The 14,484-nt window shown below is 63.3% G+C and carries 12 protein-coding genes and 1 tRNA gene; 3 read left to right on the top strand and 10 right to left on the bottom strand.

Annotated elements, in window-relative coordinates; all coding sequences use genetic code 11:
- Window positions 1-9: 9 nt before the first annotated feature.
- The 10 genes from NKJ01_RS08025 to NKJ01_RS07980 form a co-directional block, all read right to left on the bottom strand.
- Complete coding sequence (locus NKJ01_RS08025) at window positions 10-816, bottom strand: ABC transporter ATP-binding protein (RefSeq protein WP_352727291.1); 807 nt, start codon at window positions 814-816, stop codon at window positions 10-12.
- Between the two features lie 85 nt (window positions 817-901).
- A complete protein-coding gene (locus NKJ01_RS08020) occupies window positions 902-2,239 on the bottom strand; it encodes an ABC transporter substrate-binding protein (RefSeq protein WP_352727289.1) in 1,338 nt (445 codons plus the stop codon).
- Between the two features lie 79 nt (window positions 2,240-2,318).
- Window positions 2,319-3,359 carry a branched-chain amino acid ABC transporter permease gene (locus tag NKJ01_RS08015; protein WP_352727287.1) on the bottom strand — a complete coding sequence of 347 codons (1,041 nt, stop codon included), beginning with the start codon at window positions 3,357-3,359 and terminating at the stop codon, window positions 2,319-2,321.
- Window positions 3,360-3,362: 3 nt separating this feature from the next.
- Window positions 3,363-4,262: a branched-chain amino acid ABC transporter permease gene (locus tag NKJ01_RS08010; protein WP_352727285.1), complete on the bottom strand. Its 900-nt coding sequence runs from the start codon at window positions 4,260-4,262 to the stop codon at window positions 3,363-3,365.
- Complete coding sequence (locus NKJ01_RS08005) at window positions 4,259-5,191, bottom strand: ABC transporter ATP-binding protein (protein ID WP_352727283.1); 933 nt, start codon at window positions 5,189-5,191, stop codon at window positions 4,259-4,261. The genes NKJ01_RS08010 and NKJ01_RS08005 overlap by 4 nt, the downstream gene beginning before the upstream one ends.
- 122 nt (window positions 5,192-5,313) lie before the next feature.
- A complete protein-coding gene (sfnG, locus tag NKJ01_RS08000; protein WP_352727281.1) occupies window positions 5,314-6,417 on the bottom strand; it encodes a dimethylsulfone monooxygenase SfnG in 1,104 nt (367 codons plus the stop codon).
- A gap of 145 nt (window positions 6,418-6,562) precedes the next feature.
- The gene (locus NKJ01_RS07995; protein ID WP_352727279.1) at window positions 6,563-8,023 is read right to left on the bottom strand and encodes an FAD/NAD(P)-binding protein; all 1,461 of its coding nucleotides are present in this window, start codon (window positions 8,021-8,023) and stop codon (window positions 6,563-6,565) included.
- Window positions 8,020-9,192, bottom strand: a complete 1,173-nt coding sequence (gene ssuD, locus NKJ01_RS07990; protein WP_023761482.1) for an FMNH2-dependent alkanesulfonate monooxygenase — start codon at window positions 9,190-9,192, stop codon at window positions 8,020-8,022. Before ssuD ends, NKJ01_RS07995 begins: the two co-directional genes overlap by 4 nt.
- A 369-nt stretch (window positions 9,193-9,561) precedes the next feature.
- A tRNA-Ala gene (locus tag NKJ01_RS07985) sits at window positions 9,562-9,637 on the bottom strand.
- A gap of 172 nt (window positions 9,638-9,809) precedes the next feature.
- A complete protein-coding gene (locus tag NKJ01_RS07980; RefSeq protein ID WP_352727277.1) occupies window positions 9,810-10,199 on the bottom strand; it encodes a TIGR02300 family protein in 390 nt (129 codons plus the stop codon).
- A gap of 206 nt (window positions 10,200-10,405) precedes the next feature.
- On the opposite strand from NKJ01_RS07980, the gene aroA reads away from it, so the two are divergent.
- The 3 genes from aroA (at window position 10,406) to rpsA (ending at window position 14,404) form a co-directional block, all read left to right on the top strand.
- Window positions 10,406-11,764 carry a 3-phosphoshikimate 1-carboxyvinyltransferase gene (gene aroA / locus NKJ01_RS07975; protein ID WP_023761479.1) on the top strand — a complete coding sequence of 453 codons (1,359 nt, stop codon included), beginning with the start codon at window positions 10,406-10,408 and terminating at the stop codon, window positions 11,762-11,764.
- Window positions 11,765-11,847: 83 nt separating this feature from the next.
- On the top strand, window positions 11,848-12,498 hold the full coding sequence (gene cmk / locus NKJ01_RS07970; protein WP_352727275.1) for a (d)CMP kinase: 651 nt from the start codon (window positions 11,848-11,850) through the stop codon (window positions 12,496-12,498).
- A 208-nt stretch (window positions 12,499-12,706) separates the two neighbouring features.
- Entirely contained in the window at window positions 12,707-14,404 is a 1,698-nt protein-coding gene (gene rpsA / locus NKJ01_RS07965; RefSeq protein ID WP_013528183.1) for a 30S ribosomal protein S1, read from the top strand.
- Window positions 14,405-14,484 lie beyond the last annotated feature (80 nt).

Here is a 14,484-nt window from a genome sequence, read left to right as displayed (position 1 = left end):
AGATTCGGTTCAGGCAACGGCGTGGAGATGGGCTGGCTTGGCGGCAGGCGATGCCTGTTGCCCGGGGGTCGATTGACCGAGATAGAAGGACCGGACGTCCTCGCGCTGGCGAAGATCGGCAGCCGTGCCAGAGAGAACGGAGACACCGTTTTCGAGGACGGTGGCATGGTCGGCATATCTGAGCGCGACCGCCGAGTTCTGCTCGGCGACCAGGATCGACAGGCCGGTCTCGCGATTGAGTCTTCTTAAGCTCTGGAAGATGTCCTGGACGATGAGCGGGGCGAGCCCCATCGACGGTTCGTCGAGAACGAGCAAACGGGGCCTCGACATCAACGCCCGACCAATGGCGGTCATCTGCTGCTCGCCGCCGGACGTCAGGCCGGACAATGTCCGGCGCTTTTCCCGAAGCCTCGGGAAATAGTCGTAGATCCGCTCGAGGTCTTGATTGATCTCGGCGCGGCGGCCGCTGCGGCCGATGCCGCCTGCAACCAGATTTTCCTCGACGGTGAGGCTCTTGAAGCAGTGGCGACCCTCCAGCACCTGGACCAGGCCGCCACGCACAAGATCGCCCGGCTTGCGGCGCGAGACATCGCTGCCTTCATAGCGGATGGTGCCGGCATTGACCTGGCCGCGCTCGGCAGGCAAAAGGTTGGAAACAGCCTTCAATGTCGTGGTCTTGCCTGCGCCATTGGCGCCAAGCAATGCCAGGATCTGACCGCGCCGCAACTCGAAGCTGACGCCGTGCAGCGCCGTGATGGCGTGATTGTAGGTGGCATGGACCGCGTCCACGGCAAGAATGACGTCATTGTCCGGCATGGGCTCTTATTCCCGTGGTTCGATGAACCGAAATAGGCCGGGGGCTGCGTGTGGAAAGTCGTTCGCAGCGCCCGGCCTTGGCTGATCAGTTGGTGGTCACCGCGTCGGCATCATCGGCGGTACGCAGCTTGATGCCCTTCTCGGCGGCATAGGCCTCGGCAGACTTCTCGATGATCGGCCGCAGCAGCGCCCAGTCCGGCGCGATCCAGTCGGAGACGACGTTCCACTTCTTGCCGTCCCACTGCTGGAAGGTCACGTAGCCTTCGCCTTCATGATTGTCCCAGCTGACGTTGATCGAGTGGAACAAATCCTTGGCGCCGAGCGCCTCGACCTTGGCCGGATCGAGCTTGAGGTGCTCGAAACCCCAGCGGACCTCGTCGCCGGTCAGTGTGCGATGGCCGAACTTCTCCTGCGCGACGCGGATCGCCTCGACATTGAGGATACCGTTGACGATGCCGAGGTTGTGGTAGACCGAGCCGATGCGCGACTTGTCTTCCAGATTACCCTTGCCGGCGCCGTAGACCGTCTTCACGATCTCCTGCACCACCGGATAGGAGTTGCCGGAAGCCTGGGTGGTGATAGCGGTGTAGCCCTTGGCGGCGTCCCCTGCCGGGATCACGTCCTCTTCCGAATTCGACCACACATTGCCGACGATATGGTCGACGGGATAGCCGACCTTGACCGCCGTCTTCAGCGCCACCGGGTTCATCACGCCCCAGCCGCGCAGGACGACGAAGTCCGGCTTGGCGCGGCGGATGGTCAGCCACTGTGACTGCTGCTCGTTGCCGGGATGCGGCACCTCGATCTGCTGAACGGTGAAGCCGTATTTCTGCGCCAGCAATTCATAGATCGGGATGGTTTCCTTGCCGTAGGGCGAGCCGTGATAGAGCACGACGATCTTCTTGCCCTTCAGCTTGTCGATGCCACCTTCCTTGGAGGCGATGTAGTTCACGATGCCGGATGTTTCGCTGTAAGGATTGAGCAGCAGCGGGAATACATAGGGGAAGACACGCCCGTCGGTGGAGTCGGTGCGGCCATGGTTGACGGTGATCAGCGGCACCTTGTCGCCGGTGATGCGGTCGATCATGGCGTAGGCGATGCCGACCGAAAGCGGATTCCACGCGGCGGCACCAGCATGGCTCTTCTGCCGCTCGTAGCATTCGACTCCGCGCTCGACCTCATACTGGGTCTCGCATTCGTCCCAGGTCAGCTTGACGCCGTTGACGCCGCCGTCGCGGATGTTGATGAGATTGAGATAGTCGATGAAGCCGCCGAAGAAGCCGGTACCGCCCGCCGCATAAGGCCCGACGCGATAGCTTTGCAGCGGGAAATATTGCTCGTCGGCGTGCGCGGCTGGCAAGGCCACCGACACGATCATCGCCGCGGACAGCGCCGCCGCCTTGATTGCGCTGAGGAAATTCATGGTCGAGGTACTCCCGGTATAGGCCGAGGTTCGGCCCCTGGTTCATTTTCGGATGTGATCTATTTTCAAATGCACGGGCTCAGGTCGTTTGCCAGGCGAACAGGAGCCGTCTTCGGAGCCTGTCCCAAAGGGCCACCAGCCCGTCGGGTTCGAGGATCAGAAACAGGATGATGAGCGCGCCCAGCACGATGCGCTGGCTCATGTCGAGCACGCCCGAATCGAAGAGATCGCCGAGCAGGAAGCCGCCGAGGCGAGACAGAGCGAGTGGAAAGACGACGATGAGGGCGGCGCCGAAGAAGGCGCCACGGATCGAAGCAAGGCCGCCGATGATGATGATGAACAGGATCTGGAACGAGCGGTCGAGATCGAAGCCGTCCGGCTCGACGGTCCGCAGATACGCAAAGGCCCAGATAACGCCGGCGACGCCGATGATGAAGGACGAGATGGCGAACGCCAACAACTTGGTCTTCAGGACCGGGATGCCGATGATGCGGGCGGCTGTTTCATTGTCGCGGATGGCGATGAAATTGCGCCCGGTCTGCGATGAGACCAGCCGATAGGCAAGGAAGGTAAGGATGGCGACAATGGTCAGCGCGAAGAAATAGCGGCCGACGGCGCCGTCGAGCGCAAAGCCTGAAATCGACAGCCTGGGCGCATCAATGACGCCAGATGCCGAATTGTTGGAGAACCAGCTGAACTTGGTCAGTGCCCACTGCACGAAGAACTGCGCGGCAAGGGTCGAAACCGCGAGATAGAAACCCTTTAGCCGCAAGCTCGGCAGACCAAAGACGATGCCGATCGCGGCCGCGACGATGCCGGACAGGAAGATGCTGCCGATCAAAGGCAGGCCTTCGACGCGCAGGTTGAGATTGTAGGCGGCAAAGGCGCCGGCCGCCATGAAAGCAGCACTCCCAAGGGAAACCTGGCCCGCATAGCCGGTGAGGATGTTCAAGCCTACGCCGGCGAGGCTGAGCGCCAGGAACGGCAGCAGGATGGCCTCGAACAGATAGCTCGAGCCGACCAGCGGCACGACGCCATAGGCGAAGGCGAGCAACAGCACGGGCGCGACCCATTTCGGCAGCACCGGCGCCGACGAGAAATCGCTTGATATCGCGGTCATCGTTCAGATCCTCTCGACGAGCTTCTGGCCGAACAGGCCGGAAGGGCGGATCAGCAGGAATACGAGCGCGACGACATAGGCAAACCAGCTCTCGATGCCGCCGCCGAAATAGTCGCCGATATAGACCTCGGCGAGCTTCTCGCTGGCGCCGATCAAGAGGCCGCCGACGATGGCGCCGAGGATGGAATCGAAGCCGCCGAGCACCAGCACCGGCAGTGCCTTGAGCACCACCAGCGACAGCGAGAACTGCACGCCGAGGCGTGCCCCCCAGAGCAGTCCCGCCACCAGCGCGACAAGCCCGGCGGCGGCCCAGACTGTCGCCCAGATCAAGGGCAGCCTGAGGCCGACCGCGAGTGCGGCGAACTGGTCGTCGGCGACAGCGCGGAAGGAGAGGCCGATGCGGGTGTAGCGGAAGAACAGCGACAGCAGGACAACCATGCCGGCGGCGACCACGGCGGCGAAGATGTCGAACTGGCTGATCAGCACGCCGCCGATTTCCAGCGGCACGTCCTCGATGCCGAGATCGAGGCCGTGGACCTGCGTGCCCCAGATCAGCTGGGCGGCGCCCTCGATGATGTAGGACAGGCCGAGCGTCGCCATGAACAGGGTGATCGGCGGCTTGTTGGTCAACGGCCGCAGCACCGTGCGCTCGATGGCGATGCCGATGGCCACCATGATGGCGAAGGTGATCACCAGCGCCAGCGCGAACGGAACCCCACGCTCGACAAGGCTGACGAAGGTGAGTGCGGCGAACAAGAGCATCGCGCCTTGCGCGAAATTGAGCACGCCCGAGGTCTTGTAGATCAGCACGAAGCCGATCGCGACCAGCGAATACATGACGCCGGAAAGCAGGCCGCCGACGAGCACTTCGATGAAGAACTGGTAGTCGAAATCGGCGATCATATGCCCGCCCCGTCCTCATTGTCCGAGGCGACGCCGAGATAGGCATCGATGACGCGCTGGTCGTTTCTGACTTCCTCGGGTGTGGCGTCGGCGATCTTACGGCCGTAGTCGAGAACGGCGATGCGGTCGGACAGTCCCATGACGACGCCGACATCATGCTCGATCAGCACCACGGTGGTGGCGAAGCGGTCGCGCGCGGCGCGGACGAAGGCCGCCATCTCGCTCTTTTCGCTTGCTGTCATGCCGGCCATCGGCTCGTCGAGCAAAAGCAGGCGCGGCGCGGCGACCAGAGCGCGGGCGAGTTCGACCCGTTTCTGCAGCCCGTAAGGCAGTGTACCGGCAAGGCGATCACGAATAGCGGTAAGATCGAGGAATTCGAGGATCTGTTCGGCGCGGCTGAGCGAGTGGCGCTGCTCGGCACGCGAGCGGCCGATGCCCAGCACCTGGCCGGCAAAGTTGGAGCGGACCTTGTAAGCGAGGCCTGAAGCGACATTGTCGAGGACGCTGAGACCCTTGAACAGCGCAAGGTTCTGGAAAGTCCTGGCGACGCCCAGATGCGCCAGCCGCTGCGTCGGGACCTGAGCATAGAAGATGCCGTCGAGCTGAACATGGCCGCGATCCGGCCGGTAGACACCGCTGATGACGTTGATCAGCGAGCTCTTGCCGGCGCCGTTCGGCCCGATGATGGCGCGGATTTCGCCGGGGCGGACCGACAGGTCGATATCGGCCAATGCCACGACGCCGCCAAACGACAGGCCGATGCCCTGCAGTGAGAGCAGCGGCGAGGCTACGCCGGCAACGGTTCCCGTCGGCTCGGCGCTGTCTTCGGACGGCTGCTGCCACGAGCTTGAGGGTAGGCCGCGCGCAAAGACTTCCGGTGCATAGGCGGAAGCCTCCATCACTCCTAAGGCATAACTGGGCAGAGGCATTCCAACAGTCCTCGATGTCTTCAGCAGGCGCGCAAATCCCCGTGGCCGCTCGACGGATCGAGCCTGCCGGGCAACCCTTCATTCGTTTGCTGGCTGGAACCAGTCCGGCCAGGCTGTGGGGGCTACTCTGCCGCCAGCGACGCTGCCGCCTCGGCATTTTCCAGCTCGCGAACGAGCGGGATGACATGCTTGCCGAAATACTCGACCTCTTCCTGGAAGTGCAGGAAGCCGAGCAGGATGAGATCGGCACCGGCGCGCTTCAGGTCGACGATGCGCTCGGCGACTTGCCTCGGCGTGCCGATCAGGTTCGAACGGAAGCCGTCATTGTACTGGACCAAATCGTCGAAGGAGGATTTCGCCCAATTGCCCTCGCCCTCCGGCGAAGCCTTGCCGGCATTCTTGACCTCATGGCCAAAGGCGTTGACCGCCTCGGGATTGGCCTTGGCGATGATCTCGGCGAGCACCGCCCTGGCCTCATCCTCGGTCTCGCGGACGACGGCGAAGGCATTGACGCCGACCTTAACGGAATGGTTGTTGGCGTTCGCCTTGGACTGGATATCGTCGACCTGTTTGGCGATCTCGGCCGGCGTGTTGCCGTTGGTGAAGTACCAGTCCGAGACGCGCGAGGCCATGTCGCGCGCGGCGCGCGACGAGCCGCCCTGGAAGATTTCGGGCAGCGGATGCGGGGGCTTCGGCTTCAGCGAATATTCGTTGAAACGGTAGAAATCGCCACGGAAGGTGAAGCTGTCTTCGGTCCATATTCCGCGCAGCGCACGGATGAATTCCTCCGAGCGGCGATAGCGCTCGTCATGGTCTAGCCAGTGCTCGCCGATGGCGTGGAACTCGCCGCGGAACCACCCGGAGACGAGGTTGATCGCCACGCGGCCGTTGGTCAAATAGCTGATGGTGGCGATCTGCTTGGCCGCCAGCGCCGGGTTCCACGGTCCGGGCAGGATCGCTGCGATGACCTTGAGCGTGGTGGTCGCCGCCAGCAGATCATGGCTGAAGGCCACTGATTCATGCTGTTCGTCGGCGCCGTAGCCGGCGGTGAAACGGATCTGGCTGAGCGCGTAGTCGAAGCCGGACTTCTCGGCGATCTGCGCCAGCTTTCGGTTGTACTCGGCCGAATGATTGGTGCGCTGCTCGATGTTAGAAATCACCAGTCCGCCTGAAACATTGGGCACCCAGTAGGCGAATTTGATCGGGTCGGCTTCTGCGTGTGCCATAAACTGTCTCCCATTCAGGCCGTGTCGTTGATCGGTCCGGACCGATGCCGGTCTTCGCCATTATTTATTATGTTTATAGAATATATATACAAAGAAGGATTTTCCGTTTTTGGGGCCCTCATGGGACGGAAATACCAATTTCTGCTCAGCAGGTTGCCGATGTCAGCCCGCGAGCAGCATTGGCACTGACGGCCGGCGGCAGCGCTTCGACCAGCTTTGCAATTTCGGCCGCGACGTTCTGGGCATGGCGGGCGACCTCGGGCAGGCCCATAAGTTCGCCGAAAGTCCCTCGTGCCAGCGGGCCGGCGACGAAGAGTGTCGTGACCGACCTGCCATCCCGGTCGACGGCGCGGCTGTCGAGACCCGTCTCGATGCCAAGCCCGTATCGGTCAGCCTTGATCAGCCCGGCTTCAGTCAGCGAGCGCAATGCCGGGTTCAGTTGTAGCGCCTGCTGATGCGCCGGGCCGGTGGTGTTGATGATGGCATCGAAGCGCGTCGTCTCGATCCGCGTCTGCCCGCGCCGTTGAAAGCTGACAGCCAGGCTGCCGTCCTCATCGTTCGATGCGACAAGCCTGGCAGCAATGGTTTCGAATGTGCCGGCCGCATGGCGGCGGTCGAGCACGGAAGCGACCTGCGGGGCGATCCTGAAGCGATGCACGTCCCAGAACACCCGCAGCTGGCGGACCAGCCTTGCCCGCTCCGGTGGGGCAAGTGCGGCCCACAGCACCGGGCCCTGCAGGCGCAGCTGGTCGAAGACGGACTGCCAGTTGACATTGGCCACATGTGCCGCTGCCAGCGTCGCGCGAATGTTCTTGAGCAGGCCAAGCGCCGTCGTGGCCGGTGCGGACGCAAAGTCGCCGAAGGGTTCGCCCCTGATGTCCGGGTGGCCGCGCGAGCGCAGCCCGCGGCGCGACAGCGCCAGGATGCGGCCGCGATGGCCACGGCGGTCGAGCTCGGCGACCATGTCGGCCGAAGTCAGTCCGGAGCCGACGATCAGCACCTGTGCGTCCGGCGCGATCCCGGCAAGCGCGGCTGGCGCGTACGGATCGGCGATGAAACCCGATGCTTCAGACAGCGAGGCCAGTGCGGTGGGAATTCCAGGCTGCGGATGCGTCGCTGCCAGGACGACGATGTCGGCGGCAACCGATCCGCTGGGCGTGTACACAGTCCAGCCCGTCCCATCCGTCTCACGCGTCACGCGTGTCGCGAGACCCTCGACATGACGGATAACGCCGGAACTGAGATGGGGCGCCAGATGCTCGGCAACATAGCGGCCGAACACGCGCCGGCGCGGATAGGCATCGCCGTTCTTCCAGATGGCGTCCGGGTCGAGTTGCAATTCTCCGCTGCCAGTCAACCAGCGCGCAAAATGCTGCGGATCGTCGGGAGCCATGCTCATTCTGGCGGCCGGAACATTAACCCGATGCGACGGCTCCTCGGTGGAATAGGCAAGACCGCCGCCGAGCACCGGCCGCGGCTCGATCACGGAAGTCGACAGGCGCTCCGGCCAATAGCTTCGCGCCAGCTGCCAAGCTACCGCCGAGCCGGAAAAGCCGCCGCCGATTATGGCGACGTGCAATCGCGGGACCAAAGGCAGCGCGTTCACGAGGCGCTTGCGAGCGACTTCGGCCGGTGATCGCCGGCGATGGTCTCGCCGAACGGGCCGGTGTTGACGGACGAGGCGGCAAGTTTGACCGGATGATCGGTCGGCAATTTCGGCAGCACCAGTTCACCGAAGCGATAGGCTTCTTCGAGATGCGGGTAGCCGGACAGGATGAACGTGTCGATGCCGAGGCGTCGGTATTCGTCGATGCGCTCAGCGATCGTGTCGGGATCGCCGACAAGCGCTGTTCCCGCGCCGCCGCGCACCAGGCCGACACCGGCCCAGAGGTTGGGCGCGATCTCGAGCTTGGCGCGGTTGCCGCCATGCAGCGCGCTCATCCGCGCCTGGCCGACCGAATCCATGCGGGCAAAGACCTTCTGCGCCGAAGCGATCGTCGTGTCGTCGAGCCGGCTGATCAGCCTGTCGGCGGCGGCCCACGCCTCTTCGGTGGTTTCGCGGACGATGACATGCAGGCGAATGCCGAAGGAGAGCTTGCGGCCGGCCTTCTGCGCCAGTTCGCGCACGCCATCCAGCTTGCGCTCGACATCGGCGGGCGGCTCTCCCCATGTCAAATACTTGTCGATTTCCTGCGCCGCCACCGCGGATCCGGCGTCGGACGAGCCACCGAAATAGAGCGGCGGATAGGGCGTCTGCACCGGTGGAAACAGCAGCCTTCCGTCCTCGATGCGGAAATGCTTGCCCTCGTGCTCGACCGTCTCGCCGCTCAGCACCCGCTTGTAGATCTGCAGGAACTCCTGCGTCACCTCATAGCGCTCGGCATGCGACAGGAAGATGCCGTCGCCCTTATTCTCGAGCGGATCGCCGCCGGTGACGACGTTGATCAGCAGGCGCCCGTTGGAAATGCGATCCAGCGTCGCGGTCATGCGCGCGGCGAGCGTCGGCGACTGCAGGCCGGGCCGTACTGCGACAAGGAAACGCAATCGCTCTGTCAGTGGCACCAGCGCCGATGCGATCACCCACGAATCCTCGCATGCCCGGCCGGTCGGCAGCAGCACGCCGTAGTAGCCCAGCGTGTCGGCGGCCTTCGCCACTTGCGTCAGATAGGGCAGATCGACGGCCCTGCCGCCTTCCGTCGTGCCGAGATAACGGCTGTCGCCATGCGTCGGCAGAAACCAGAGCACCTTGATGCGTTCGGGAATATCTTTGGTCATGGCCTGCCTCCCGTGCGCCGACTGGCCTGGTCGGATATGGCTGGCTTGGTAAAGGGGGAGCGCAAAAGAGTGGGCATGGCGTGTCCTGTCCGGAGAAAACCAGATCGCCAGTGCAGATTGCTTATTCTATAAACTCTGTAGAGTTAGTTTATTCCAATTCCGCCGCCGTTAGTGGAATTTCTCTCCATCGCTCGAACCCAAAGTATTGGTGCTACGCTTTGATGGACCGTGGGCCGCAGCCTCGCCATTCCGAAACCCGGCTACGGCGGACAGGCGATCGAGCAGCATGAAGCCATTCCCGAGCTGGCAAGCCTTTGAAGAGGCGCGATTATCCCGCAAGGAAACAGCCAGGTTTGCAGAGGGACTGTTTGGTGGAGCCAATCGGGATCGAACCGACGACCTCTTGAATGCCATTCAAGCGCTCTCCCAACTGAGCTATGGCCCCACTTCCGGCAGTCAACCGGCGCCGTTTCCGGCGAAGAGATCCGGCGCGGGTTGGAGACCGCGCCGTTAGTGCAGGCGGCTTCTAACCCCGCCTTTCGTCAATATCAAGCCTTCGAGAGCCGCTTTTTCGCCACAGGCCACGAAAGCCTGCAAACGCCCACTTTCAAGGCCGATCAGACCTCGTCGTCGTCGTCGCCGACGCCGATCATGTCGGCAACGTCGTCGTCTTCTTCCTCTTCGTCGGCGAGGAAAGTATCGTCTTCGTCTCCGCCGAGATCGACATCATCCTCGTCGTCGCCAAGATCCGGCAGGTCGTCGCCCTTGACGTCCTCGTCGGCCTCTTCGAGCGAGACGACCTCGACGCCCTCTTCTTCCTCGGCATCCACTTCCTTCTCGGCCACTTCCTCTTCCTCCTCGAGGGCGGCAATCTTGCCTTCCTCGAAATAGGAACGCGGATAGGTCTTGCCGGTGTACGGCGAGACGATCGGGTCCTTGTTCAGGTCGTAGAATTTTCGGCCCGTCTCCGGGTCGATACGTTTTGTGCCAAGTTCAGTTTTTGCCACGGCAAGCCTCGTCAATAAAAGAGTGGTCCCCTTAACCACAGTTTGCAGCGCTGTCAAAGCGAAAAGCCGGCGTCACAAAACCATGCATTGGAAGGCCTCGCGTCAGTGACGACCACGGGGGATGACCATTTCGGCCCGCCGTGATACGAGACCGCCGCAACAAATGAAAAGCGCCGGCCCGCCGGCATTCCGTCCAGGGAAATTCCATGTCTCACGCCGCCGCCCCAAAGCCGGCCACCGCCCGCAAATCATCCGCCCTTTCCGGCACGGCTCGCGTGCCGGGCGACAAGTCGATCTCGCACCGCTCCTTCATGTTCGGCGGCCTTGCCTCTGGCGAGACCCGCATCACCGGCCTGCTCGAAGGCGAGGACGTGATGCGCACGGGTGCCGCCATGAAGGCGATGGGCGCGCATATAGAAAAACGCGGCGCGGAGTGGGTGATCCGTGGCACCGGCAACGGCGCGCTGCTGCAGCCGGAAGGCCCGCTCGATTTCGGCAATGCCGGCACCGGCTCGCGGCTGACCATGGGCCTTGTCGGCACCTATGACATGGAAACCACCTTCATCGGCGACGCCTCGCTGTCCGGCCGACCGATGGGCCGGGTGCTCGAACCCTTGCGCCAGATGGGCGTGCAGGTGCTGAAGGCGACGCCCGGCGACCGCATGCCGATCACGCTGCATGGGCCCAAGCACGCCGCACCGATCACTTATCGTGTGCCGATGGCCTCGGCGCAGGTGAAATCGGCGGTGCTGCTCGCCGGGCTGAACACGCCGGGCATCACCACCGTCATCGAACCGGTCATGACGCGCGACCACACTGAAAAGATGCTGAAGGGATTTGGCGCCAATTTGTCGGTCGAGACCGACGAGCGCGGCGTGCGCCACATCTTCATCGAAGGACAGGGCAAGCTGACCGGCCAGACCATCGCCGTGCCGGGCGATCCGTCCTCGGCCGGCTTCCCGCTGGTGGCTGCACTGATCGTGCCGGGATCGGACATAACAATCGAAAACGTGCTGATGAACCCGACCCGCACCGGGCTGCTGCTGACGTTGCAAGAAATGGGCGGCAAGATCGACATCCTGAACCCGCGCAACGCCGGCGGCGAGGATGTGGCCGACCTGCGCGTGCGTTATTCCGAGCTCAAGGGCGTCACCGTGCCGCCCGAGCGGGCGCCGTCGATGATCGACGAGTATCCGGTACTCGCGGTAGCCGCCAGCTTCGCCGAGGGCGAAACGCTGATGCAGGGGCTGGAAGAGCTGCGGGTGAAAGAGTCGGACCGACTGTCGGCCGTCGCCAAAGGACTGATGCTCAACGGCGTCGACTGCACCGAGGGCGAAGCTTCGCTTGCCGTGCGCGGCAAACCGGGCGGCAAGGGCCTCGGCGGACACCCCAACGGCCACGACACGACCGTGCAGACCCATCTCGACCACCGCATCGCCATGAGCTTCCTGGTGATGGGGCTGGCCACGGAAAAGCCGGTTACCATCGACGATCAGGCAATGATCGCGACGAGTTTCCCGGAATTCATGGGGCTGATGAAGGGGTTGGGCGCGGAGATTGGGTGACCATTGATGGGTTGGAGCCAAAGTGGAATGCTGGCGGGACAGCACCCCCCTCTGTCGCGCCTTTCGATCGCAGCGGCCAGCCAATGAGCATCCCCTTCACCATCGCCATCGACGGACCCGCCGGCGCCGGCAAGGGGACCCTCGCCCGGCGGCTGGCGGACCATTACCGGCTGAACCTGCTCGACACGGGCCTCACCTATCGCGCCGTGGCCTACGCGCTGATCCAGCACGCGCTGCCGCTCGACAATGTCTCGGCGGCTGAAACCGCGGCCCGCCAGGTCGACCTGGCAAAGCTCGATCGGGCGGTGCTGTCGGCGCATGCGGTCGGCGAGGCGGCCTCGAAGGTCGCCGTTTTCCCGACCGTGCGACGTATCCTCGTCGAAAAGCAGCGCGCCTTTGCCAAGACGCCGCCGGGCGCGGTGCTCGATGGGCGCGACATCGGCACCGTCGTCTGCCCCGACGCCGACATCAAACTCTATGTGACGGCGAGCGCCGAGGTGCGCGCGAAGCGCCGGCTGGCCGAGATCGAGAGCATCGGCGGCACCGCCGATTTCGCCGAAATCCTTGCCGATATCGTGCGCCGCGACAAGCGCGACATGGGCCGCGCCGACTCGCCATTGAAGCCGGCGACCGACGCGCACTTGCTTGATACCAGCGAAATGGCTATAGAAGCCGCGTTTCTCGCAGCCAAGGCGATCATCGACGACGTGTTGGCCAAGAGAGACAACGCCTGATCCGGGTTTTTCCCTCGCGTTTCCGTTGTCGGAGGCGAAGAAGACACCCATATCGGGCACGAACCAGCCTGCCAGCATTCTTCATGCGCCGGAATTGCCGCTTAAAGAGCGGCCCAGGGCTTTTGTAGCCCGGAACGCCGGCAGGCTAACGCAACGCTAACCCACGGCGCCCGTCCCGCTTGAGATGCGGGACATTCCAGGAGAAACAATGTCAGCTGCAAATCCCACTCGCGATGATTTCGCGAGCCTGCTCGAAGAATCATTTACCACAGGCCATTCCGGCGAAGGCCAGGTCGTCAAGGGCACGATCACCGCGATCGAAAAGGACATGGCCATCATCGACGTCGGCCTCAAGGTCGAAGGCCGCGTGCCGCTGAAGGAATTCGGCGTCAAGGGCAAGGACACCACCCTCAAGGTCGGTGACACCGTCGAAGTCTATGTCGAGCGCATCGAGAACGCGCTTGGCGAAGCGATGCTTTCGCGTGAGAAGGCCCGCCGCGAAGAGAGCTGGGTCCGTCTCGAAGAGAAGTTCACCAAGGGTGAGCGCGTCGAAGGCGTCATCTTCAACCAGGTCAAGGGCGGCTTCACCGTCGACCTCGACGGCGCCGTGGCCTTCCTGCCGCGCAGCCAGGTCGATATCCGCCCGATCCGCGACGTCTCCCCGCTGATGCACAACCCGCAGCCCTTCGAGATCCTCAAGATGGATCGCCGCCGCGGCAACATCGTGGTGTCGCGCCGTACCGTGCTCGAGGAGAGCCGCGCCGAACAGCGTTCGGAAATCGTGCAGAACCTCGAAGAAGGCCAGGTTGTCGAAGGCGTCGTCAAGAACATCACCGATTACGGTGCGTTCGTCGACCTCGGCGGCATCGACGGCTTGCTGCATGTCACCGACATGGCATGGCGCCGCGTCAACCATCCGACCGAAATCCTCAACATCGGTCAGACGGTCAAGGTGCAGATCATCCGCATCAACCAGGAAACCCACCGTATCTCGCTCGGCATGAAGCAGCTCGAGAGCGATCCGTGGTCCGAGATCGGAACCAAGTTCCCGATCGGCAAGAAGATCAAGGGTACCGTCACCAACATCACCGACTACGGCGCGTTCGTCGAGCTGGAGCCGGGCATCGAGGGTCTCATCCACGTTTCGGAAATGTCGTGGACGAAGAAGAACGTGCATCCCGGCAAGATCCTGTCGACGACGCAGGAAGTCGACGTGGTGGTGCTCGAGGTCGATCCGGCCAAGCGCCGCATCTCGCTCGGCCTCAAGCAGACGCTCGAGAATCCGTGGCAGGCTTTCGCCTCGAGCCATCCGGTCGGCAGCCAGGTCGAGGGCGAGGTCAAGAACAAGACCGAGTTCGGCCTGTTCATCGGCCTCGAAGGCGACGTGGACGGCATGGTGCACCTTTCCGACCTCGACTGGACCCGTCCGGGCGAACAGGTCATCGAAGAGTACAATCGCGGCGACATGGTCAAGGCGCAGGTGCTCGACGTCGACATCGACAAGGAGCGCATCTCGCTCGGCATCAAGCAGCTGGCCAAGGATACGGTCGGCGAAGCGGCGACTTCAGGCGAACTGCGCAAGAACGCGGTCGTCACCTGCGAAGTCATCGGCGTCAAGGATGGCGGTCTGGAAGTGCGGCTGGTCGACAGCGGCATCGAGACCTTCATCAAGCGCTCCGATTTGAGCCGTGACCGCGACGAGCAGCGCCCCGAGCGCTTCACCGTCGGCCAGAAAGTCGACGCCCGCGTCATCGCCTTCGACAAAAAGACCCGCAAGCTGCAGGTCTCGATCAAGGCGCTGGAAATCGCAGAAGAGAAGGAAGCGGTCGCTCAGTACGGCTCGACCGACTCCGGCGCTTCGCTGGGCGACATCCTGGGTGCCGCGCTGAAGAAGCAGGGCAGCTAAGCCTCTTCGCATAGGCTCGAAAACAAAACCCCGCCGGAGCGATCCGGCGGGGTTTTTCTTTGACCAATGTAAAAGGTTGG

Source organism: Mesorhizobium sp. M0276 (assembly GCF_040321755.1).
Lineage (GTDB): Bacteria > Pseudomonadota > Alphaproteobacteria > Rhizobiales > Rhizobiaceae > Mesorhizobium.
The sequence above is the reverse complement of the archived record's forward strand: the minus strand, read 5'-3'. Positions and strand labels throughout refer to the sequence as shown.